Here is a 21,925-nt window from a genome sequence, read left to right as displayed (position 1 = left end):
TAATCATCTAGTTGTCCTCCCCTCGCAAACGCCGCGTCCCTGTCATAAGATCCCTCAAAACCCAATTCCTTCAGGTCTTCACGGATCTGCGTCAATGTGCGTCGTTGCTTGCGTGATTTGGCCGCCTCGGTCTTTAGCAACGCCTAGAACTGGAACGCATATTTGTCGATTGCACTGGGCGAACGCCGCTCCGCGTAGGACGACTCTGTGATTTCCGTCCGCAGGTATACGTCGTAGCGTTCCGTACAAGTATCGGGCTTTGGTGATATTGGGCATCTCACCCCGCTACGCCGCCTCGTATCCGCTTCCTGTTCGTCAGACCAGTGCTTTGCCTCTGGCTTCCTTCAGATTAGCAGTCGCCCGCGACACCCTTGCCGTTCAGCTAATTCTTCCCCTTGTCGGGCGAGTAGAGGACTTTCACCTCCAAGTAAATGCGCCCTGCCGGGCGCACCAAAAAAAATCGGGATGCGTAAAATACGCATCCCGATTCGTTTGCTGCCTAAACGCCAAAGCCAATTGCCTGGCGCGATATTTCCGGCGTGCCGGCGTTACTTCCTGATAGTCTTGGCACCGCCAAAATTGCCGTTATCCAGTACGGTTTGCTGTGCTTCCAGCGTGCGAATACGGTTTTGCAAGCCCTGCAACTCGCCGCGTGCCGCTTGCTGCTTGTTGCTAAGCAGCTGTGCTTGCTGACGCGCCTGATCCTGTTGGACCGAGACGTTCTGCTCTTGCTGTTGCTGGACCACCAGATCGTTTTGCAAGGCGTTCAGTCTTGTTTCCTGAGCCGCAATCAACTGCTCGGTGTATTGCTTTTCCGCTTCCAGCTTGATGCGGCGGATATCTACCTCAGCCAGCTTCTCGGTCTGGCCGACAAAACTCTTGTAGACCTGCTCGGCCTGCGTTTCCGACGTGGTCTTTACGACGCGCCAGAAATTCTTTTGCTGGAATAAAGCGACATAATAAGTACGGCTGTCCGGCTTGAACAACTGGCTAGCGCCGTAGTTACCATTGTAGGTAGTACGCAATTCGCTCACACCCTGGTTCTGCATTAATTGCTGCAGTTCGCTGATGGTGCTGTTGGCGCTGCTGGCCACAGGCTTAGAAGCTATAACTGTCGCTGTCGGGGTAGTTGAAACCGTTGTCGGCGCGGGGCTTGCTGTAGACGTTTGCGCGAGTGCATTGACCGACAAACCTGCAATGAGCATTCCTAGTCCTAAACCGCGGACTGCTTTGCATACATTCACTTTCATCCCCTGATTCCTTCGCTAACATTAGTTTTGTCGGTATGAGTTACAGCTAGTGGCCAATTTTATCTGTAATCTTGTTGTTACTGGGCACTGTTTTCATTCAAGCCACTGCTGTTGCCATTTTATCACTCTATCGTAGCTAATTATTCAGCCTCGCCGATGGCTTCGGTGTCCGCTATCTGGAATTTGCGCATTTTTTCCCACAACACCTTACGGCTGATGCCCAGTGCATGCGCTGTATCCTGGCGCCGCCAGCCGTTGGCGTCCAGCATGGAAAGAATCCTGCTGCGTTCGGCCAGATCCCATTTTTTCCGGACCGCGGTCAGGTCGTTGCCTTCGTTCACCCGCTCCATGGTGCCCAGTTTGTCGAATACACGGTCGATGCGAACGCGATCCCAGACACCCAGCTGACGATAGATGATGCCGACTCGCTCGGCCACATTGCGTAATTCGCGCACGTTACCCGCAAATTTCGCCTCGGCCACCAGTTCCAGCAGCCAGTCTGGCGGTTGCGGAATCTGATCGTAGGTCTGCGCCAGCAGCGTGTTGAAAATCGCGATCTTGTCGATTCTGCCGCGCTCTTCCAGATTAGGAACCCGCAGCTCGATCACTGCCAGCCGATAATACAAGTCAGCGCGAAACATGTCTTGCTGGACCTGCTCGCGCAAATTCCGGTTGGTCGCGGCCACCAGGCGGAAATCCAACTTCACCTCCGTTTGCGAACCAAGCCTGGTGACCGTGCTTTGCTCCAGCACGCGTAATAGTTTGACCTGCTGGTACAAAGGCAAATCGCCGATTTCGTCGAGGAACAAGGTACCGCCATCGGCCTGTTCGAAATAACCTTTGTGCGCCAGCAAGGCGCCGGTGAACGCGCCTTTGGCATGCCCGAAAAACAGCGACTCGAACAGGCCGTCCGGAATGGCGCCGCAGTTGACTGCGACAAACGGCCCGTGGCGATAACGGCCATGGCGCTGATGTAAAAGTTGCGCGATGCGTTCCTTGCCGACTCCGGTCTCGCCGACGATCAGCACACTGGATTCGCAATCGGCGAAGGCCTCAGCTTCGGCCACCAGCATCTGCATGGATTCGGATTGCGCAATCAGCGGCTGTGGCGAGCGATCCGCGCTGGCGCTGGCGTGCAGTTCGGAGGCCAGGCGGAACACCAGCTTGCGCAGTTCGGCACAGGTAAAATCGAGCATCAGGATGTGCGAATATTCGACCGGATATACGCGCGGATTGGCAGTGCGTCCGACTTCGGCCACCCAGATCACCGGCATCCCATGCGATTTCTGCCAGGCGTCGACAGAAAACTCGGCATGCTCGATCACCGTCACCGAAATCACCGCCAGCGATGGCCGCGACGACACCTGATCACGCGTCACCGGCAAGCCGTCGGCACGAATCACTTCAATATCGAAACTCGCCAGACATTGCGAAATCCGGTCGGCAATATCGGAATTGCCTTCCCAGACGTATATGTCGAGACTTTCTTGCAACGGTTTGTTTTGCATGGTCATTTCTTTTCAGTCGCCTTCACGCAAGGCTAGCAGAATCATGCTTATTTTCACGTTAGAAAATGCCTGTTCATTTAATTAGTAAACCAACTTGACGTTGCTGCCACCGCAACTCAAATCTAGCAACTTGACATCGACAGTACCTATCTGTGCGCCGAGGAGGTTAGTTAACAATTGCGACAAAGGAGCTCCCAAACCGTCCAAGATCGGTTGTAGGAGATCCGTTAGAAGACCGACTGCTCCTCCTAACAAATCGCCTGCTATTGCTGCAGTCAGCGCCTTTAATAAATTGCTCACGGTTGTGCCGATCTGCAAATTATTACTGCCGGTAGAAGTCGTTTGTCCCTTGATTAACTGCACAGGCTGACTGTTCGGCAAACCGTCAACCGCAATCGGCTGATTGATCAAAGGGATACCCAGAACAGTTACCATCTGAGGATAAGCTGTTAAATTCTTCTTGCAGGCCCCTGTCGTCGAGAAAGCGGTACTACCGTTGACAGCACCGTTGAATTGTCCAGCACAAATACTCAACACCGGCGCATCTATTTGAATCGTGGCGCGATCGTTGCCACTACTATCTTTTGTAGTGCACATATCAGTCAACTGTCCCAATCCGTTGACCACATCGATGATGATAGGTAAATCTATGGTGATTAAACCTAAGGCGCTAGCTTGAATACGCGTATAGAGCCGAACCTGCGCTGTAAACGCTGTAGTGCCAATGCCACCTATCCCAATTGAAGGCGGTTCCACTATACCGATCTGTGTGGTTAATGCGCCCGGCAAACTGACACTCGCGGCCAACGCGTGGGAACTATTTGCGACCGCGACAGCAGTACTGACAATATCCAGAGCGCTCAATTTTACATTCAGCGCCGACTCACCATCTGCAGCGTTAATCGCGGCATTCAGTGCCGCCTGCCCGTCTGCGGCGTCAAGCAAGGTAAACAAACCTCCTGCTCCCCCTGGAATTGACAAGAGCCGCACAGGTAAATTGAGCTGGCCAGCCGTCAAACCAAGTGCACTGATTAGATTCTGTTGACTACCTACGACAGAAACAGCGCCAAGCAACGCCTGCAATGTGCATACTCCATTGCTGCAGCCAGCGGTATTCACGTTAAGTAGCTGGGTCACGGTTCCGACACTCGCATGAAGCGGAATTTGAAATCCAAGCGCTTGCAACAAACCGCTTGGCGTCACCGACACATTAGCCAAGCCGTTGTATGTGACTAGAGAGGTCCCGACAAGATTTAGTCCCAGCGCAGACAACAAATTCGGAACCACGCCATTTTTGACTTGTAATAAGTTAGAACCAACCGAAAATGCGGCATACGGATCGCTAGTCGATGCAATCGCCTGAGCACTGATAGTCCGCGAACTCAAACCAAAAAACGCGGGTACATTCTGCGTCAGAATTACCTGTACAGCATTCAGACGTGTGTTTGCTGCAGGGGGAGCTAAAAAAAAGCTCGGCGTCAAGGTCGCGTTGGCGCTCGGATCCCATCGACCACAATTGACGTAGATAGCATTGGACATTGTATTGGGAGCGGTATCCGAAAAACCGTTCATCTGCGCATTACCTATGGCAGCCAATCTTATGGCGGCCACTGCAGGTGGGTCAGTCGCCGCGCATGTGGCCGGATTGCCCGTTAGCATCGTACTGACAAGCTGCTGCGCACCTGCCAGCGCCGCCAGATCAGCCACTTTTTGCAAATCGCGCTTCATATAAAACAAATAACCGATGTCAATCGACGACAACAAGATGACCATGATGGACAAGCAAATCGCAGCCATGATCGCAATCGAACCACGTTGACAACCAGCATCACACCACTGCTGGCGAGCGGCTGACGATTGGTCCGCATCGGGATTCGAACATAAATTCATGAAAATTGGCATCGGTTTGATATCGCTATCCGCATTCAAAATGACTAGTTTGAGGTACCTTTCGATACCTTGTTTTCATAAAATTCCGGCAGCGGACGCTTGAAGCTATCAAGGTAGCGCTGCCAACTGGCGTCAGCCGTCGCACCTAACATCGGTAGTCGCGGACCTGCGACACGGCCATCGGCTTGCGCCTGCAATAAGGCATGTGTGACGTCACCGACACGTATCGTTGCTGCGTGCTCTGCCGCGACCGGTGTTTCCTGTGTCTGCACAGGCACGCGGGTAGTCGTGCGTGAAATGGCGGATGCACCAGTGGTTGCAGGCCGGGCCGCCGGCACTGATATATTTGTCGGCGCGACTGCCGGTTCCTGTAACAACTTTCCTGTGAGCGGCGACTGGGTCTGTGCAGGCGCTTCCGGAATCCCGGCTATCACCAGTAATACGGCGCCAACGAACAGACTGCATTGACCGAGAATTCCTTGTGCTTTCATTGCATACCTCTTAAGCAAAAATTTAATTGCATGACATTCAGCCACCATTACCAAACCGATCCAGCATCGACTGGAACGGCGTAACAGGTGACAGTACCGAATCTGCATTTTTTCTATCCGCAGTAACGGCAGTTCCTTTTACGGTGGTTTTTGCGTTACCGGCAGAATTTTGAACCGCAACCACTACCGGTTGTTGTTGACCAATTTCCGCAGCCAATCGATACACGGTCGCACGACTGTCTGCGGACAAATTCCCCTTGTCCATCACGGCGCGCGCCTTGCCGGCGTCACCTGAAACCAGAAGGAACAGCGCCAGATTGCCTATCATCTTGCGATTATCGGGCGCCAGTTCCGCCGCTTGCGCCAACGGCACACGTGCACCGGCAATATCTCCATTGCGTAACATCGCGTAGCCGAGATCACTCAACGTCACGGGATTGGTCGGCTCGCGCTTTGCCGCTTCGCGCAGCGCTGTGGTGGCACCTTTGTAGTCGCCACTTTGTGCCGCCATCAAACCCAGGCCGTGCCAGGCGGCGCTAGCCTCGGACGAATTCAATAATTTACGGTAAGCGGCATCTGCAGCAACGCTTTGCCTGGTTTCACGCAATGCGTCAGCGCGTAAACGCTGGATTTCCGGCGTACTGCCATTTTGCTGTTCGTAGGCATCGATATGCGCCAGCGATGCAAAGTACATGCCCTTCTCTTGCATTTGACGAATCAACCCTAGATACATGCCCTTGTTGTCAGGTGTCGGAGCCTTTTCCTCTGCCTCCTGGCGAAGTTGGGCCGCTTCGTTCTGTTGGGCATACATCTTTGCCGAACTGGTGGCGCAACCAGCCAACAGCGTTGACGCCTGCACTATGAAAAATGGCAATGCCCAGGTCGACAGAACATGTTTCGGCACCCGCCGGGCCGTGTTTTCCGGCGTCAGAAAAAACTTCATATATTTCCACCCATTTTCGAGAGTGCCCGGATTACCGCTAAAAATCCCATGCCGCCGGTAATCACTAACAATCCAGGCAAAAGAGTCATCACCATGACCCCAGTCATCTTTACCGTCAGTTTCCCTATTTTTTCCTTCATATCCAGTTTGCGTTGTTCGCGAATTCGTTCACTGAACAACTTGAGCGGTTCTTGTACCGCGCCGCCGTGATGCTCCACCTGCACCAACAAACGCGATACCGCGCTCAAATCCTCATTGTCGAATACCGTGGAAAATCGCCGCATCGATTGTTCCCGGCTGCGTCCCGTACTGTATTGACGACCGGCGATCGCCAGCTCCTCACCCAGCACCTTCAATACATTGCTGAATTCGTTTTCAATGACATGTAAGCTTTGATCTACCGACAAACCTACTCCCTGCAACAAGCGCAGCAGGTCAATTAATAATGGCAGTTCGTCGGCGGCCATGCGCTGACGTTTGCGCGCGACCCGCTGCATCACCCATTTCGGCAACATATATCCCAAAGCGATGCCAAAAAAGATAATCAACAACAGTGACAACCACCCTCCGCGATCAAACAGCAATAAACCCAACACCGGTAAACTTATCGCCAACACTACCCGAGCCAAAAAGAACTGGGATTTTCCACGCGTATCGTTGACGCCGCACTGGTCCAACAGATGGCGGTCCTCTTCCGCCACCAACTGGCGCCCCACAGGGGTATCCAGCCAATTCGCACCGAGCGCAATCAGACGATCGCGCCAGCCCGGCGATTCAATATGCACATCGGACACCGCTGCAGGTCTGTCGCGCGCGGCGATCTTTTGATCAATCGTGGCCAGATTGCGCTTGAGCCGCCACGCCCTTGCTATCAACGCTCCCCCAACCAACAGCAGGGCAGCTGCCATCAACAGGATCGCCAGAATGATCAGCGTATGTTGCGTTGTATTCACCTTAATTCCACCTCATGTAGCACTCAGCATCAAACTTGCAGTCAGACCGTCTTCGCCAGTCGAAACAAGCCATAACCACCCAGCACTTCGAGCACGACAGCACCGATCAGCATTTTTTCCCCAACTGGGTCATGCCACATATTGAGAAACATATTGTTATTAAAAATAATCAGGAACAAGCCGATAGCAATCGGCAAGAGACCCATGATCCATGCTGACAGACGGATTTCCGCCGACAAAGCGACCAGTTCATTTTGAGCGTGCTCCAGATCTCGCATGAATGCCGCCATGCGCTCCAGAACCAAATCGGAACGTCCGCCAAAGCGTGAGGAGATACCGATCACGGCGGCGACCAGATCGAGTTCCTTGAATCGAAAAATCGCTGCTTGCTGACGCAACGCATGTTCCAGGTCAACCCCGGCCTGCACCTGTCGGTTGGCACGATCCAGTACTACTCGCAACGGCCCGTCGGTGCCTGGGATGGCAGTTTGAAAAGCCGCGCCTATGCTGTTGCCAATAGTGACCAGGCGTACCAGAGCGTCGAGGAATCCTGGCAATTGCCGCACCATGGTGCGCTGAAGCTTCGAGCTTCTTAACCAAAAATAAAAAATCATCAGCATGATGTATAGGAACAACGTTCCCAGCGCCGAAAGCCATCCACCGAATAACAACGCCAACAAGGTCAGGCCGACGCCAGGCACTAGCAACTTAAAATACAGCCTGCCGTCAGGTTGCTGAATCCCTGCGCGCAAAAAAAAATGACGCAAAGCTTCTGTTTGCAACTGCAAATGCGGCGCAGTTTCGATTCCGCTTCGGGACTGTTGCTGCACCGGCTGCATTCCTTGAATCTGCCTGTCCACGAACGCAGCGCTGACATCTTGCCGCGATCGTTGTTGCGCGCGCTGCCACAGCCATAGCGCGGTGCCTGCTGAAAGCAGAGCGGCGGCAAGTAACCATAGAGCGATATGCATGACTAGCGTCTTCCAGGCTGAGTACTGCCGCCTTGAGCGAAGCCACCTGTATTCGGGCTGCCGGTGCTTTGCTGGCCAAGCTGGCGCTGCCGTTGCAATTTCGGTGCGTGCGGGAAGATGCCCAGCGATACCCAGCGGTCTGCCTCTTCGCCGTCCGGAGCGATATAGCTCTCGTGTTTATACAGTTCTTGCAACGTGATGATGTTGTCGCCCATGCCGGTGACTTCGGTAATTGAAACGATACGGCGGCGGCCATTGGAAAGCCGGCCAATCTGCACGATGAAATCGAGAGCGCCGGCTATCTGTCGCCTGAGGCTGCTTTCGCTGCCTTGGAAGCCGGCAAAGCCGGCCAGCATTTCGATCCGGTACAAGCATTCGCGCGGCGTGTTGGCGTGAATCGTGCCCATCGATCCGTCGTGCCCGGTATTCATGGCCTGCAGCATTTCCAACACCTCGGCGCCACGCACTTCACCGACGATAATCCGATCCGGGCGCATCCGCAGGCTGTTCCGGATCAGGTCACGGATACTGACCGCGCCGGCACCTTCAAAGCCGCCCAAACGCGATTCCAGACGCACCACATGTGGATGGTTAAGCGACAGTTCAGCAGTATCCTCCACAGTCACCACGCGTTCAGCTTCCGGAATGAAAAATGCCAGGGCATTCAGCAAGGATGTTTTACCGGAACTGGTGCCGCCTGAGACCAGGATATTGCAGCGAGCTTTCACGGCGTTTTCCAGCAGCGCATAGATCTCGTCGTTCATGGTGCCGAGATTAAGCAGGTCGGTAGGCTTCAACGGTTCTTTGCGGAATTTGCGGATCGATACCATGGGTCCGTCTACCGACAACGGTTCAATCACCACGTTCAGCCGGCCGCCATCCGGCAAACGTGCATCAACCATGGGATTCGATTCGTCGAGCCGACGCCCGAGCGGCGCCAGGATGCGCCGGACGATGCGCAGCAGATGGGCATTATCGGTAAAGCGTAACGTTTCACGTTGCAATATGCCGTGGCGCGAAACGAACACATCGTTATAGCCGTTGATCAGGATATCTTCGACAGTCGCGTCGGCCAGCAAGTCTTCCAGCGGCCCCAGACCTGCGAGCTCTTTGGTCAAGGCATCGGCAATCTGCCGCACCTCGGCTTCATTCAAGGGGATACGCTGCAGGCGGACAAAACCGTCAACGTCCAGATTGACGAATTGCTGGATCGCGCTGCGCGACCAGCGGCCGAATTCCGCGCCCAGTTCTTCAATCCGCGTCAGCAGATGATCGTAGGCTGCCGTCTTGATATCCTGGAATTCCTGGGTATTCGAAAACGTTTGGTCATCATCAGCAAATTCAATCTGGTTACTCACGTTTGTATCTCCCGTCTTTCATCTTGGGCCGCCTCTTGTCTGTTTTTTCCAGTTATTTGAACAGTACCAAGATTGCGGTGCGCATCACGCTTACGTTGTGCCTGAATCGGCTTGCTTATTTTCGTAACAAAATTTTCGGCAGCCAGCGTCCCACGCCGTACTTGTGCGGCACCGTCTCGTTATGGCTGAGTAATCCATCGATCAAGCCATCGACCGCCTTTACGTAGGAATCGTGCGGAGCAACTTCATGTAGCAGCTTGCCGCGATTGGCGCTGGCAGTCAGTTTCAGCGTGCGCTCCGGTACAGTCGCAAGCAACGGCAATTTGAAACGCTCGGCAATCTGGCCGGCCGCCATGCCGAAACGATCGTCGTAACGATTCACTACCAGGCGTCGCTTGCCATCATCCGGGTGACGGCCATTCAATTCTTGTAAAGTGCCCGCTAAAGAAACCAGCGCGCCGACGCTTTGGTCCGTCACCAGCCATACCTGGTCGGCCGCACTGGTCAAGTTGGCAATGAATTCATGATTGGTGAAACCGCCAAGATCGGCGATCAGTACATCGAAATACAAGCGTAAGCGGTCCAGCAAAGCCAGCGCATCGTGATGCGAAACGGTGCGCATCTCACTCAAGCTGTGAGGCAAGGAAATTACGGTCACGCCACCAGGGCTGCGCGGCAGCGCGGTGTGCACCAGCGTTTCGTCCAGCCGGCGCAGATTACGCACGGCTTCGGCAAAATCGAAATTGCCGTTAGCGCTCAGATATAATTTACCGTCCCCGGCGGGCAAGCCGAGATCGAGCAGGGCCACACGGCTGTCGGTCGTATTTCGCTTGCCGCCTTGACTGGCATTCCGTTCCTGAATCATGTCCGCCAGATGCGCCGCCAGCGTACTGGTGCCAATACCGGAACGCACACCGAGCAAGGTCACCAGCTGGCCACGCTTGACCGGCGCCGGATTTCGCGCCGCGGCCTTGGCCAGCACGCGTTGTACTACATCGCGCGCCTCGTCTTCCGAGGCACTGACATCGATGAAGTCACTTACGCCGGCTCGCAATGCGGCAATCGTCCCTTCGGGAAAAGCCATGGAGCCGACTGCCACCAAGGGCAACATCGGCAATGTTTTGCTCAATGCACGCGCCAATTCAATCGCGTGTGCTGTGGTGCCGAGAGAGTCGATGGATAGGACCCCGGCATGATCGCTGATTGACTCGACCCCGGAAAAATCAAGCAATACCAGCAAGGGATCGAGTTCAACTATGCGTGACAATAATTCCGCCACATCCGCCTTCTCCTGCAGCAAGGTGCCCCATTTTCCGAGGGCGGCACCTAACCACTCAGCTTGCGTGCTGTTACGCGAGCAGAATACGAAACGACTTAGTGCCGCCATTTCATTCAAAGCCTTGTTGCGAGCGTTCATCATGTAACCCAAATAGTTATCGCTTACTTCGAAAATCCTGGTAACTCATCCCGGCTGGCTCCCCCAAGCAGATAACTTCCCCATGCGGTACCTGCGGTATTGCGGCGCTCCTGTTCTTCACCTGGCAGTGGCAGCGGCACATTCTTTGCGATGGGCTGGACCACATGTGGCGTGACGATAATCACTAATTCCTTGTCGTTCTGGGTATAGCTCAGGTTGCGGAAAAAGCTGCCTATAATAGGCAAATCCCCGAGTAACGGAATCTTATTAACACTAGATTTTGTGGAGCGCGAGACAAGGCCACCAATAATGAAACTTTCTCCATCGCCTAGCTCAACCGTGGTATCCGCACGCCGCGTGGTAATCGCCGGGATCGATGGAGTGCCAGCACCGCCGATATTGATGGCATTGGCATAGTCAATATCGCTGGCCTCAGGCGCAACTTTCAAAGCAATCCGCCCCTTGGCCAGAATGGTCGGCGACACGGTCAAGCCTATGCCAAAAGGCTTATAGACAATCGTCGTGGTACCGAGACCTCCTGACTGAGGAATAGGTAGTTCGCCCCCCGCCAGAAAACTTGCGCTTTGCCCCGAAAGCGCGGTCAAAGATGGTTCTGCCAATACACGCGCCATGCCATTACCTTCAATCAGGCGCAAGTTACTGCTCAAGCTGTAACTGCCTCGGCTAAACTTGGTCAGCAGACCGAATGCCGACGATGCAGTTGACAATCCGCCGTTGGAAGCAAGATTACTGCCTAGATTAAAACTGAAGTTGCCGCGATTCAGGCCGGCGGAGAAATCAAAGCCGATTTCTTTCAATACTGTTTTGCTGAATTCGACGATCTTGACGTCAATCTGCACTACGTTGCCGCTATCTATGGTCGAGATATCGAGTACCTTACCTTTACCTGTCATGTCGGCGGCAGCGGCGCTACTTTTTGTATGATCCAACAACGACGCTACGTGGCCACTGATCACACTCGCCGCGCCACGAACTTTCACCTCGGCGCCCCCTTGCCCTGCCAGGGCGGCCTGCAAATCACCCTGGACCGTCACTCTCCAGGTATTTGACGGCAGCCCTTTGGTCCATGCCGTCACGGTGGTGGTACCGGCTTTTTTTCCCACCAGAATCACACTGCCGCGCTTGCCGCCGGCGCCGCGTACCATCAATACATCCGCCACCTCCGGGTCAGCTACGGCAATGCGTTCCAGCGTGCCTGCAACCGGCAGGCTCTGCTGCTCGCGCATGCCGAGGGTAATATCCGCGGTAGCGGCCACGGAAAATGCTGGAATTGCACTTGCGCTCAATAGCAATGGCAGAACTAGGTCGTGAATTTTCATGAGTTACGGTCAATCCTGTTATTGATATAGGCCTGTCATTGAAGAACATCTTCGCCTCAGAAGGCCACCGACTCCCGTTGCGTACCGCGGATCACCTCAACTGTTCCGGAGTTGTTGGCGCCGCGGTTCTGCGCCGCGCCCGATTGCGCAGCTACGTTATTGGCGCTATTCACATACGGCTTGCGGCTTGATGCGGATTTCGAGTCACCAGCCAACCCGCTCATCTCCATGCCGGCAAAGGCTTGGTTATCCGGCTGCTGCATAGCTTGTTGCTGATCGCGTGTCAGATCCTTTTTCCCGACGAGTACGGCTGCCGGCGGCGGGAACAGCGCCAGATCAGGCGTTGTTGCATCGCCAGGATTGCGCAATGCCAGCATCAACTTGCCATTCTGGGTTGCAAGCAGCAGTCGATTCACATCGGCAACCGGCGTCGCCAGCACTGCAGTACGGGCGACTTGCTGGGCTTGCTGCGACGACTGCACTTGCTGGCCCGATTGTGAGGTTTGTTGATTCGGTATGGCTCCTGCGCTGCCGCCATTGGTAGCTGTGCCGATCACCGCTGCGCCATAAGACAAGACTTGCAAGCGCGACATGAGCAAACGCGACTGAGTTTTTTCGCTCTCCTGGCCTTGCTTGAGAGTGAAAAACACATCCACATAATCGCCTGCCTGGACACGATTGCCGGCACCTACAATTTCATCAACAGGAATCGCCACGGCGCGTTCGCCGTCCGCCAATTTCACTGCCAGACCGCTAGCCAAGCCGCTTTCGGTTATCGGAGTACCGGCACCGATGTCAATCAAAGGAATTTTGCCAACTACCGCACTGGCCTGGCTATACGCGCCAGCGGGATTGATAGGCAAGCTCACCAGGCTAATGTCATCGGTGGCAATCGCCTTGCCCGCCGCCAGTGCATGTGCCGCCACCACGACCTCATATTGTTTGGAGGTACCCGCGATTACCGCTGCTGGCGCCGCTGAAATCGGCGGTGGCGGCCGACTGCCCAGCCACCAGGCCACAACTGCCAGGCCGAGCGCCGCCGCTACCAGTATCGCTGCAACAATTTTTGTCAGGTTATTCATAGCGTGTAGTAAGTGTCTGTCCCAGCGGAGAAAATGTTCAAAGTGGCTTTCATACAAAATTCAGTCATCGAGGACGTTAAGGCCACCTCTAATAACTCTTCCTGCCTCATTCCCGCGAACGCGGGAATCCATCTTGGTTGCCATCGTAGTTACCGTGTTATGCAGCCACTTGAATCTCCGCGTTCGCGAAGATGATGACGTTTTGAGAGCTCACTTTAAATCATCGTCCCACTGATTCGAGGTTGATTAAAATCGCAATATGCACAGCAAATAAATAACTGCCAATCGCATGCCAAGAAAATACTCAATCAATTTGCACCGTGGCCGAGCCTCCCAGATTGGCAGGCACCGCGACACTCATTAACGATCCCAGCAGGAGTGGCACCAGTGGTTGAGTGCCATATGGATAAGTAACTTTGACCTTGATGCAATTTGCGTTAGGGGCAGGGTTAGAAGCAGGGCATGTCAGATAAGTGACTTGGACATATGGTACGGTGGTGGGATATGGAGCCGGCGGGTTGCATGCGGCACTGCCTAGCCAGCTGACAAGCGGCGTGACGGTATTACAGGCAGCCATGCCGCGAAGGGGATCGGTGGGACTGCCAGTGCCGATGTACCGCAACGCAGCACGCGCGCCCTCTTCGGCCGCCAGTGTCAGCGACTGCTGAGCCACGAAAATCAAGGCATAAGTAATGATCCCGTACAGCAGCATGAAAAATACCGGGAAGATCAATGCGAATTCTATGGCTGCAACACCGCGCTGAGCTACATTCTTAGCCCTCGCTCCCATGTCAGCAGGATGAGCCGCATATTTATATTTTTTATACACCCCTGCTCCCGATCTTTACCACCCATACGATCAGTGCATGAACAACGCGTGCGGCGCTGATATGCATGACGTAAAACACGAATTCAAATAAATCCTGGCACTATTCGCGCACCATGTGTTCCTATCCAAGCTCCAGCCACAGCCATATAGGCCGCGTAAGGAATGCCAACGCGATTGCCACGCTTCTCCAGCATCCACTGATACCAAGACCGGCGCGCTATCCGCAGCGCGACCAACTGCAGACCCGGCGCTATTCCCAACCGCGATGCGTAAATCACTACGGCATGAACGGCAGCGATTAGCGACGCTATTATGAATACCGGCAGTAATGCTGCAGGCCCTAGCAAGAAGCCAAGCACCGCAAAAAACTTGACATCGCCAGCAGCCATTGCCCGCAATGCATATAGTGGCAAGAAAAAGACAAACCCGATGGTAAGACCTGATAGCGCACTCAACCAGCTTACATCGTTCAATCCTTTGCTCAACAACATGAAAGATCCCAGTTGCAACGCGATCGCGATCAGCAAAAAAATATTGGGTACACGCCGGAACAAGTAGTCGTACAGAAATATCATGGTGCAAAACACCAAGAACAGTAAGAGCAAGAAAAGGCTCGTATGCGGCATTTTTTCGCCCAACTAAACATTGAGAATAGTTGGACTGTTCATATCATCTAATTGATATCCGCCTTCTTCAGCTACCAATTAAATTGCTAGGCCGGTTAATTTAGTTCCGATACGGGTAAATATACCCTGCAAACCCTTAGTACCATCACCGGTCAATGCGGCCACTGCGACAATCAGCGCCGCTGCCACCAGTCCTGCAATCAACCCATACTCAATAGCAGTAACTCCATCTTCATCCCGAAGAAATTTCATTAATTTGGCATTCATTGTGATCTCCTGAAAAAAAACGTATCTCGTTAAAGCAGCTACCCTTGGTGTTGCAATTCACGGCGAAACGACCCTACATTCAACCGTGAATAACAACTCTTGATCTCGAACTACGTGGTACCAGCATAGCCCTGAATAAACATTACCTCAAGATAATTTTTACTTTTTAGCAATAAATTAATAGAGCAACAACTCTAATTATTCCTTCATAGGAGAAACGCAATTTTTCGCTGAAATCTCGCTTCACATCATGAAAAAATAGTTGCAAAAAAGCTACAAATTATTTATTTTAAGCGACATTAAAATTCAACTATCAACGCATGTTTTTCATAGCTTTTTCCCATCACAAAAATGACGTGATCTTGATGGCCTGACACATAGTTGAGCGCCTGCGTAATGGCGCATAAATGGCAATTTTCTTCGACAATCTTCCGACACATTTCTAACGCTCAAGTGCCTCGATACGCAATCCGCCCGATATGACGCGAAATCTAATCCAGCTGATACGAGTAGGATGCATTCACACGCGGCGATCTGGAACTGGAATTGACCGGGACGTCTGCCACCGGCTTTGCCAGCGACAGATCAAGGGTGTAGTAACGGTCATCCGAAAAGCGCACTCCCAGCGCGATAGAACCCAGGGTATCGTGGGTCAGAGGGCCGGAATTCGAATACACGCGAGAATGATCCACCAGGAGATAAGGCTGCACCTTCTTCAGATAGGTGTAACTCATCGGGAACATGCGATTGACCTCGGCCGAAATACCCCAGCCCTTGTCGCCGGCCAATTCACCAACCGGATAAGCAAGACCGAACAGTTTCCCGCCGAAACCGATCTGTTCCGAGGTCGGCAAAATATTGCTGCTGTACTGCATGCTGGCGGCCACCGCAACGCCGAAGCCGCCGCCCAGCTGATTCGATTGCGCCGCTTGCAATGTGACTCTGGTAAAGCCCAGGTCGACATTGCTCTTCTCGCTTTTGCTGCCAAGCCCGTTCACCGCTTTATATACGCCGACGCTCAACTGACGCGTCTGTTGCAATTTGTCCGGCCCTGTTTTGACATCGACCCACGCTGCTTCCGCGCTCAACACCCGCACTTGGGAACTGAGCTCTAACGTCATTGGCGTAGCCGGCACCGAACGCGTGAACTCCTGGCCATTTTCGACGCTATACGCGCCGCCGGTAACGGTCAGGCTATGGGTGTTATCGAGGATCACCGGATAACTGAGGGAGCCGCCAGCACGTACGGTTTTGGTTTGATAGCGCGCTTGGTATTGCACGCCTTCCAAAGCCGAATTTTCCGGCTGAGCGCGATAATTGGACCAGTTCAGCTTGGCCAACAGCCCGTCATTGCCGATTGGCTGGACATAATTGATCGCGTAATATTTCTCGTCCTGCGGTCCGCTGGGTTGCAGCGTACTGACTGTCACCTGCTCACCCAACGGCGTCAGGCCGTTGGTGCTGGCGGTCAGCAAACCGCGTATTCCGGGTTGCCGGTAATCGGCGCCAACCCCGACCGTGACCGGCCGTCGCTTCACCGTCAACACCATGTCGGCGGCGCCGTCGGTGGTGGTCGGTGGCGCTACGTTGGCGACAATCTTGACTCCTGGCTGCAGGCTAAGAATGCCGGCAACCCGTTCAAAGGTGGCGCGGCGTAACGGCCGCTCTTGTTGCAATTGTTCAGCAATCTGCTTCAGGCGATCTTCGTTGCCGCCGGGATTGCCTTCGATCTTGACGTTCTTGACGTAACCCTCGACAACCGTGACCACTACCACGTTATTCTCGAAAGTCTGGGCCGGGATGAAGGCAAAAGAGAGTGGATAGCCCTGGTCTTGATACATCTGCGTGACTTTGTTGGCGGTGGCCAGCAATTCGGCGACTGTAGTATCGCGATTAGCCAACGGCGCAAACAATGCAGCCACCTGATCGAACGGCAAGGTTTTCACGCCGGCAATCTGGAAACGCGACGGCGTCAGATGACTTGCCAGCAATTTTTGCAACGCGGGATCGACCGCCTGGGTCTGGATATTGATGGTCACCGGCGCGCTTGCGGGTGCCTCGGCTTTGGGTAAAGTGTCGGCCGGATTGCCTTGCAGCGGACTGCGTCCATCCGCATAGGCAGGCAAAGAATACGACGCCATCAGGCAACAAGCGCCGCTGGCCATGATCACCGCAGCACGGCGATAGCATCTCGATTTGAATAATTGCATGCTGCGACGGCTCTCGTTCTTTGTAGACGGCAAAACCTGCCCATTAATCGGGATGTCAAGTTATTATTAAATTACGGCAATAATTCATTTGGTGCAACTATTTTGTTGCAGCATGTGTTGTCATTTTGCCTCTTTACTGCTTGACTGTTTTCCCGCTCGCTCGAACAAAAGGGCCTTGGTAAAAACCAAGGCCCTTTTGCAAACCGCTGCTAATGTTTATTTTTTAGTTATGCCACCTAGCAAGCCACTCAACAATCCCGTCGCTTGTCCGGTGCCTGTCCCGCTAGTAGTCCCGGCAGACACCGATGAGGTCAACCCGGCTACCAGATTGGTTACCGGGGCCAGAGGGCTACTGCCACTTGCGCCACCCGCAGCTCCACCCAAAGTCCCTAACAGACCGGTGACTGGAGCCAGAGGGCTACTAACGCCAGCACCACCCGCAGCACCACTCAACGTCCCTAACAGACCAGTGACTGGAGCCAGAGGGCTGCTACCGCCAGCACCACCTGCTGCACCGCCCAAAGTTCCCAACAGACCGGTGATTGGAGCCAGAGGACCACTACCGGCGCCGGCTGCTGCACCAGTGAGGCTGCTGGTCAGGCCATTCACAGTACTGACCACGGGGGCCAACGGTCCGACCAGGGCGCCAAGCAGTGCATCGTCAACCGGTTGCAAGATACCGCCGGTTTGATTTCCCAATAATGGCTGGCCGGTGCCGGTCACGCCGTTGACGGCGAGGCCGCCAACCAGGTTGCCTGTGTTGCTTACTACCGGGCCGAGATTGCTGACGACAGGCACGCCGGACTTAGTCAGCCCGCCACCGACGCTGGCGACAGTGCCGCCAACCACGCCCAGTAAAAGATTAGCCGGCTGGTTCACCGCTGTGGTATTGCCAACGGTCTGGAGCAAGGTCCCTGCGGTGCTGGTCAAAGGCTCAATCGCAGTGCTCACCGCTTGCGTGACTTGTTGCACCGGACCGGTGGTCAATGCCGTAGTGAGTGTCGGCGCCACAGTACCGGAGATGGTGTTGCCGATAGTGCTGACCAAACCGCCAACTGGTGCAGTTACCGGCGCCAGAGCGCTAAGCGGACCGCTGCTGCCCAGGCTGGTGACTACCTGTCCTGTACTATTCACCGTGGCGCCAACCTGCGCTACCACACCGCCGGTACTGCCGACTGTGATGCCAACCGGATCCTGCGCCGTGCCAATTTGCCCCAGGCCGTTAGTCAAACCGCCGCCGAGTACGGTAACGATACCGCTGGCATTGTCGATCACGCCTTTCAATGCAGTCTTGGTAGCTGGAGTGAGTGGTAACTGGCTGACTATGGTGTTGCCAGCGCCGTCAACCGCTGTGCCTACGCTCGATACGGTAGTGCCTACATTCGAGATCAGATTGCTCGATGTAGCAGTCGGTGGCGTTGGTGGAGTCGGTGGTGTCGGCGGTGTCGGTGGAGTCGTCGGTGTGGTGCCGCCAGGACCGGTACCCGCTGTGCTAGCGCCCGCGCCGGCGCCATCGGCATGTATACCGCCGCCGCTGCCGCATCCGGTGAGCAATGCCGTCAGTAACATGGATGCCGCTAGCAATCCGCTTTTTTTCGATGCGTTCATGATCTATCTCCCTTTTTGATGAATCGGATAAAGCCCTGCCTACTGTCTTTTTTCGCAAAGAACGTGCCAGCCAGAAACTCCTTCAAAACAGCAACAGTTGCAGCGCATCCATTTCCATGAAAATCAGAAAAAGAACTTATAAATCAATGACTAAGAGAAATATTTACTACTGGAACGGTAACATTGCCATGCCGCCCAACATGGCCACCGACACGTAACATGTAACGTAACGCGAGGGAACAACGCCGGCCCAATACGACGAATAAGTTGCAAAAACACCACCAGACAACCACCTCCCTGGTGATCCGTTAATAGTTGCTCCAACGCCTATAATGAGCGCTCTCGCTAATCGACCTTAAGACCACCACTCATGCCGCAGTCCTTGGATAATTTATTGGTAATCGGAATTTCATCCCGTGCGCTATTCGATCTGGAAACCGAAGAAGCAATCTTTCGGCAGCAGGGGCTGGAAGAGTATCGTCGTCACCAGCTGCTCAATGAAAACCAGGTGCTCAAACCCGGGGCCGGGTTCGCCTTGGTAAAAGCGCTGCTGAAACTGAATCAACTGACCGGCCAGCGTTTCGTCGAGGTAGTCGTGATGTCGCGCAATTCCAGTGAAACCTCGATGCGCATCTTCAACTCGATCAAGCATTACGGCCTCGACATCACGCGTGCCGTGCTGTCCGGCGGCGCTTCGCTGGCGCCGTATTTGCAGGCCTTCAATGTCAGCCTGTTCTTGTCCCTGCATGAAGACGATGTCCAGGCTGCCGTGAATTCCGGCATTGCCGCAGCGCTGCTGTACCAAAAACCGGAGAATGCGCTGGAAGAGCTGGAGCAGATCCGTATCGCGTTTGACGGCGATGCCGTCATTTTTTCAGATGAATCGGAAAAAATTTATCAAACCGAAGGGATCGAAGCATTTGAGAAGCACGAGCGCGAGAATGCCATGCTGCCATTGCCGCAAGGTCCGTTTGCGCGGCTGTTGCTGGCGCTGTCGTATATCCAGAATAACTTCAAGAATCCGGACGGACATGCGGCGCCGATCCGTACCGCACTGGTGACGGCGCGCTCGTCGCCGGCCCATGAACGCGTGATTCGCACCTTGCGCGCCTGGGATGTGGCGATCGATGAAACCTTCTTCATGGGCGGTCTCGTCAAATCGGATGTGCTGGCCGCCTTCAAGCCGCATATGTTTTTTGACGACCAGCCGGCGCATTGCGAGCGCGCCGCCGGCACCGTGCAAACCGGGCGAGTGCCTTGGAAACAGCCCAGCGAATTTGGATAAACATTCCGTCATCCCCGCGAACGCGGGGATCCAAGGTACTGACTACCCCAAATGGATTACCGCGTTCGCGGGAATGTCGGGGACGCCTAGTCGGGGACGCCTAGTCGGGGACGCCTAGACGGGTCGCCAATGGCGCAGCTTGTTCGCGCTTACTTTAATTGATCTGGCATCAACCTCAAGCGGTCGGCAGGACATGTCCCTTGAACTGCTCCCGCAATTTGTTTTTCAATAGCTTGCCGGTAGCGCCAATCGGCAAGGCGTCGACAAAAACAACATCATCCGGCGTCCACCATTTGGCGATCTTGCCTTCAAAAAATGCGAGCAGCTGCTCGCGAGTCACCTCCATGTCCGGCTTCCTGACTACCACCAGCAATGGCCGCTCGTCCCACTTCGGATGAAACATCCCGATACAGGCGGCCATTTGCACCGCCGGATGCGCCATCACGATATTTTCCAGGTCTATGCTGCTGATCCACTCGCCGCCTGATTTGATGACGTCTTTGCTGCGGTCGGTTATCTGCATGTAGCCGTCGGCATCGATGGTCGCCACGTCACCGGTTGGGAACCAGCCGTCCTGCAGCACCGTCCCGCCCTCATTCTTGAAATAGGTATCGACAACCCACGGCCCCTTGACCAGCAGATTGCCGTAGGTGCTTCCATCCCACGGCAGCTCGTGGCCGGCGTCGTCGACAATTTTCATATCGACGCCATAGATCGCATGGCCCTGCTTTTGCAGCAGCAATTCCTGCTCTTCAGGAGGCAGGGATAAATGCCTGGTCTGCAGGCTGCCGGTGGTGCCCAGCGGCGACATTTCGGTCATTCCCCAGGCGTGTACCACATCTACGCCATAACGATGGCGCAAAGCTTTCATCATCGCTGGCGGGCAGGCAGAGCCGCCGATGATGGTGCGCTTGAAGCTGGAGAATTTCAGCTGGTTTTGATCCATATAGTTCAGCAAGCCGAGCCATACCGTCGGCACGCCGGCGGAAAAGGTGATTTGCTCTTGCTCGAACAATTCGTACAGGGATTTCCCATCCAGTCCGGGGCCGGGAAATACCATTTTCGCGCCAGTGATCGGCACCGCGTACGGCAAACCCCAGGCGTTGACGTGAAACATCGGCACTACCGGCAATACGGCGTCACGCCCTGATATGTTCATGGTGTCCGGCATGGTCGATGCCAGGGAATGCAAAACAGTCGAGCGGTGCGAGTACAAGGCGCCCTTTGGATTGCCGGTGGTGCCCGAGGTATAACACAGGCTGGAGGCGGAATTCTCATCGAACAATGGCCAGCTGTAATCGTCCGCGCCGGCTTCCAGCAAGGCTTCATAGCACATCAGGTTGGGCAGCTTGCTGCCTTGCGGCAAATACTCGGGCCCGCACATGGCAATGTAGCCTTTGATGGTCTTGGCCAGGGGCGCCACCGCCTCCACCAGCGGCAGGAAACAGACATCGAACAGCAGGTATTGATCCTCGGCGTGGTTGGCAATGTAGCCGATCAGGTCCGGATGCAGGCGTGGATTGATTGTGTGCAGCACCGCCCCCGAACCGGATACCGCGTAATACGCCTCCATATGCCGATAGCCGTTCCATGCCAGAGTGGCAACCCGCTCGCCCATCTTCACGCCCAGCGTGCCCAAGGCATTGGCAAGCCGGCGCGCGCGGCGATGGCACTCACTATAGGTGTAGCGATGGATATCTCCTTCAACCCGCCGCGAGACTATTTCATTACCGCCGAAATGACGATCTGCATGCTGGAGGATGCTGGAAATGAGCAGCGGCTGGCTCATCATCTGCCCCATCAACGGACTCTTCGGATACTGTGACATTGCATCTCCTGATGTTGTAATGGTTCTGTTTTTATTACAATTTACACGTTTTCTCGATAAGCGACGGCA

Annotated in this window: 18 protein-coding genes; 1 reads left to right on the top strand and 17 read right to left on the bottom strand. The window is 54.5% G+C overall.

Annotated features, from left to right (window positions below; translation table 11 throughout):
• Positions 1-548 precede the first annotated feature (548 nt).
• From KHU29_RS06090 to KHU29_RS06015, 16 genes are all read right to left on the bottom strand, one after another.
• On the bottom strand, positions 549-1,205 hold the full coding sequence (locus KHU29_RS06090; RefSeq protein ID WP_246541556.1) for a DUF2968 domain-containing protein: 657 nt from the start codon (positions 1,203-1,205) through the stop codon (positions 549-551).
• Positions 1,206-1,390: 185 nt separating this feature from the next.
• Positions 1,391-2,758, bottom strand: a complete 1,368-nt coding sequence (locus tag KHU29_RS06085) for a sigma 54-interacting transcriptional regulator (protein ID WP_211451830.1) — start codon at positions 2,756-2,758, stop codon at positions 1,391-1,393.
• A gap of 81 nt (positions 2,759-2,839) precedes the next feature.
• Positions 2,840-4,660 (bottom strand): pilus assembly protein TadG-related protein, encoded by a 1,821-nt coding sequence (locus KHU29_RS06080; RefSeq protein WP_211451828.1) that lies wholly within the window; start codon positions 4,658-4,660, stop codon positions 2,840-2,842.
• Positions 4,661-4,692: 32 nt separating this feature from the next.
• Positions 4,693-5,139 carry a DUF3613 domain-containing protein gene (locus KHU29_RS06075; protein ID WP_211451826.1) on the bottom strand — a complete coding sequence of 149 codons (447 nt, stop codon included), beginning with the start codon at positions 5,137-5,139 and terminating at the stop codon, positions 4,693-4,695.
• A gap of 37 nt (positions 5,140-5,176) precedes the next feature.
• Complete coding sequence (locus KHU29_RS06070; RefSeq protein WP_211451824.1) at positions 5,177-6,082, bottom strand: tetratricopeptide repeat protein; 906 nt, start codon at positions 6,080-6,082, stop codon at positions 5,177-5,179.
• Positions 6,079-6,990: a type II secretion system F family protein gene (locus KHU29_RS06065; RefSeq protein WP_246541554.1), complete on the bottom strand. Its 912-nt coding sequence runs from the start codon at positions 6,988-6,990 to the stop codon at positions 6,079-6,081. Before KHU29_RS06065 ends, KHU29_RS06070 begins: the two co-directional genes overlap by 4 nt.
• A gap of 86 nt (positions 6,991-7,076) precedes the next feature.
• Complete coding sequence (locus KHU29_RS06060) at positions 7,077-8,006, bottom strand: type II secretion system F family protein (protein WP_211451821.1); 930 nt, start codon at positions 8,004-8,006, stop codon at positions 7,077-7,079.
• Between the two features lie 2 nt (positions 8,007-8,008).
• On the bottom strand, positions 8,009-9,364 hold the full coding sequence (locus KHU29_RS06055; RefSeq protein ID WP_211451819.1) for a TadA family conjugal transfer-associated ATPase: 1,356 nt from the start codon (positions 9,362-9,364) through the stop codon (positions 8,009-8,011).
• 115 nt (positions 9,365-9,479) lie between these two features.
• Positions 9,480-10,784: a CpaE/TadZ family protein gene (locus KHU29_RS06050; protein WP_211451817.1), complete on the bottom strand. Its 1,305-nt coding sequence runs from the start codon at positions 10,782-10,784 to the stop codon at positions 9,480-9,482.
• A gap of 20 nt (positions 10,785-10,804) precedes the next feature.
• Positions 10,805-12,121 carry a type II and III secretion system protein family protein gene (locus KHU29_RS06045; RefSeq protein ID WP_211451815.1) on the bottom strand — a complete coding sequence of 439 codons (1,317 nt, stop codon included), beginning with the start codon at positions 12,119-12,121 and terminating at the stop codon, positions 10,805-10,807.
• A gap of 56 nt (positions 12,122-12,177) precedes the next feature.
• Positions 12,178-13,203 (bottom strand): Flp pilus assembly protein CpaB, encoded by a 1,026-nt coding sequence (gene cpaB / locus KHU29_RS06040; RefSeq protein WP_211451813.1) that lies wholly within the window; start codon positions 13,201-13,203, stop codon positions 12,178-12,180.
• Between the two features lie 304 nt (positions 13,204-13,507).
• The gene (locus tag KHU29_RS06035) at positions 13,508-13,993 is read right to left on the bottom strand and encodes a TadE/TadG family type IV pilus assembly protein (protein ID WP_211451932.1); all 486 of its coding nucleotides are present in this window, start codon (positions 13,991-13,993) and stop codon (positions 13,508-13,510) included.
• 122 nt (positions 13,994-14,115) lie between these two features.
• A complete protein-coding gene (locus tag KHU29_RS06030) occupies positions 14,116-14,658 on the bottom strand; it encodes an A24 family peptidase (protein WP_211451812.1) in 543 nt (180 codons plus the stop codon).
• Positions 14,659-14,736: 78 nt separating this feature from the next.
• Entirely contained in the window at positions 14,737-14,925 is a 189-nt protein-coding gene (locus KHU29_RS06025) for a Flp family type IVb pilin (RefSeq protein ID WP_211451810.1), read from the bottom strand.
• 491 nt (positions 14,926-15,416) lie between these two features.
• A complete protein-coding gene (locus KHU29_RS06020) occupies positions 15,417-17,135 on the bottom strand; it encodes a ShlB/FhaC/HecB family hemolysin secretion/activation protein (protein WP_211451808.1) in 1,719 nt (572 codons plus the stop codon).
• A gap of 216 nt (positions 17,136-17,351) precedes the next feature.
• Complete coding sequence (locus KHU29_RS06015; protein ID WP_211451806.1) at positions 17,352-18,743, bottom strand: collagen-like triple helix repeat-containing protein; 1,392 nt, start codon at positions 18,741-18,743, stop codon at positions 17,352-17,354.
• A 370-nt stretch (positions 18,744-19,113) separates the two neighbouring features.
• Here KHU29_RS06015 and KHU29_RS06010 point away from each other — a divergent pair, with 370 nt between their 5' ends.
• Positions 19,114-20,028, top strand: a complete 915-nt coding sequence (locus KHU29_RS06010) for a 5'-nucleotidase (protein WP_211451804.1) — start codon at positions 19,114-19,116, stop codon at positions 20,026-20,028.
• A gap of 175 nt (positions 20,029-20,203) precedes the next feature.
• Here the strand turns inward: KHU29_RS06010 and KHU29_RS06005 are convergent, their stop codons facing one another.
• Positions 20,204-21,856 (bottom strand): 3-(methylthio)propionyl-CoA ligase, encoded by a 1,653-nt coding sequence (locus KHU29_RS06005; protein ID WP_281416082.1) that lies wholly within the window; start codon positions 21,854-21,856, stop codon positions 20,204-20,206.
• Between the last annotated feature and the right edge of the window lie 69 nt (positions 21,857-21,925).

It is taken from the genome of Collimonas antrihumi (assembly GCF_018304965.1).
In the GTDB taxonomy this organism is placed as follows: domain Bacteria; phylum Pseudomonadota; class Gammaproteobacteria; order Burkholderiales; family Burkholderiaceae_D; genus Collimonas; species Collimonas antrihumi.
Note: the sequence above shows the minus strand (reverse complement) of the source record. Positions and strands in the feature narration are given on the sequence as shown.

Excerpts from the sequence above, each read along its gene's own strand:
- KHU29_RS06090 (WP_246541556.1), bottom strand. The coding sequence starts at position 1,205 with ATGCTCATTGCAGGTTTGTCGGTCAATGCACTCGCGCAAACGTCTACA.
- KHU29_RS06085 (WP_211451830.1), bottom strand. The coding sequence starts at position 2,758 with ATGCAAAACAAACCGTTGCAAGAAAGTCTCGACATATACGTCTGGGAA.
- KHU29_RS06080 (WP_211451828.1), bottom strand. The coding sequence starts at position 4,660 with ATGCCAATTTTCATGAATTTATGTTCGAATCCCGATGCGGACCAATCG.
- KHU29_RS06075 (WP_211451826.1), bottom strand. The coding sequence starts at position 5,139 with ATGAAAGCACAAGGAATTCTCGGTCAATGCAGTCTGTTCGTTGGCGCC.
- KHU29_RS06070 (WP_211451824.1), bottom strand. The coding sequence starts at position 6,082 with ATGAAGTTTTTTCTGACGCCGGAAAACACGGCCCGGCGGGTGCCGAAA.
- KHU29_RS06065 (WP_246541554.1), bottom strand. The coding sequence starts at position 6,990 with ATGGCAGCTGCCCTGCTGTTGGTTGGGGGAGCGTTGATAGCAAGGGCG.
- KHU29_RS06060 (WP_211451821.1), bottom strand. The coding sequence starts at position 8,006 with ATGCATATCGCTCTATGGTTACTTGCCGCCGCTCTGCTTTCAGCAGGC.
- KHU29_RS06050 (WP_211451817.1), bottom strand. The coding sequence starts at position 10,784 with ATGATGAACGCTCGCAACAAGGCTTTGAATGAAATGGCGGCACTAAGT.
- KHU29_RS06045 (WP_211451815.1), bottom strand. The coding sequence starts at position 12,121 with ATGAAAATTCACGACCTAGTTCTGCCATTGCTATTGAGCGCAAGTGCA.
- cpaB (WP_211451813.1), bottom strand. The coding sequence starts at position 13,203 with ATGAATAACCTGACAAAAATTGTTGCAGCGATACTGGTAGCGGCGGCG.
- KHU29_RS06035 (WP_211451932.1), bottom strand. The coding sequence starts at position 13,993 with ATGGGAGCGAGGGCTAAGAATGTAGCTCAGCGCGGTGTTGCAGCCATA.
- KHU29_RS06030 (WP_211451812.1), bottom strand. The coding sequence starts at position 14,658 with ATGCCGCATACGAGCCTTTTCTTGCTCTTACTGTTCTTGGTGTTTTGC.
- KHU29_RS06025 (WP_211451810.1), bottom strand. The coding sequence starts at position 14,925 with ATGAATGCCAAATTAATGAAATTTCTTCGGGATGAAGATGGAGTTACT.
- KHU29_RS06020 (WP_211451808.1), bottom strand. The coding sequence starts at position 17,135 with ATGCAATTATTCAAATCGAGATGCTATCGCCGTGCTGCGGTGATCATG.
- KHU29_RS06015 (WP_211451806.1), bottom strand. The coding sequence starts at position 18,743 with ATGAACGCATCGAAAAAAAGCGGATTGCTAGCGGCATCCATGTTACTG.
- KHU29_RS06010 (WP_211451804.1), top strand. The coding sequence starts at position 19,114 with ATGCCGCAGTCCTTGGATAATTTATTGGTAATCGGAATTTCATCCCGT.
- KHU29_RS06005 (WP_281416082.1), bottom strand. The coding sequence starts at position 21,856 with ATGTCACAGTATCCGAAGAGTCCGTTGATGGGGCAGATGATGAGCCAG.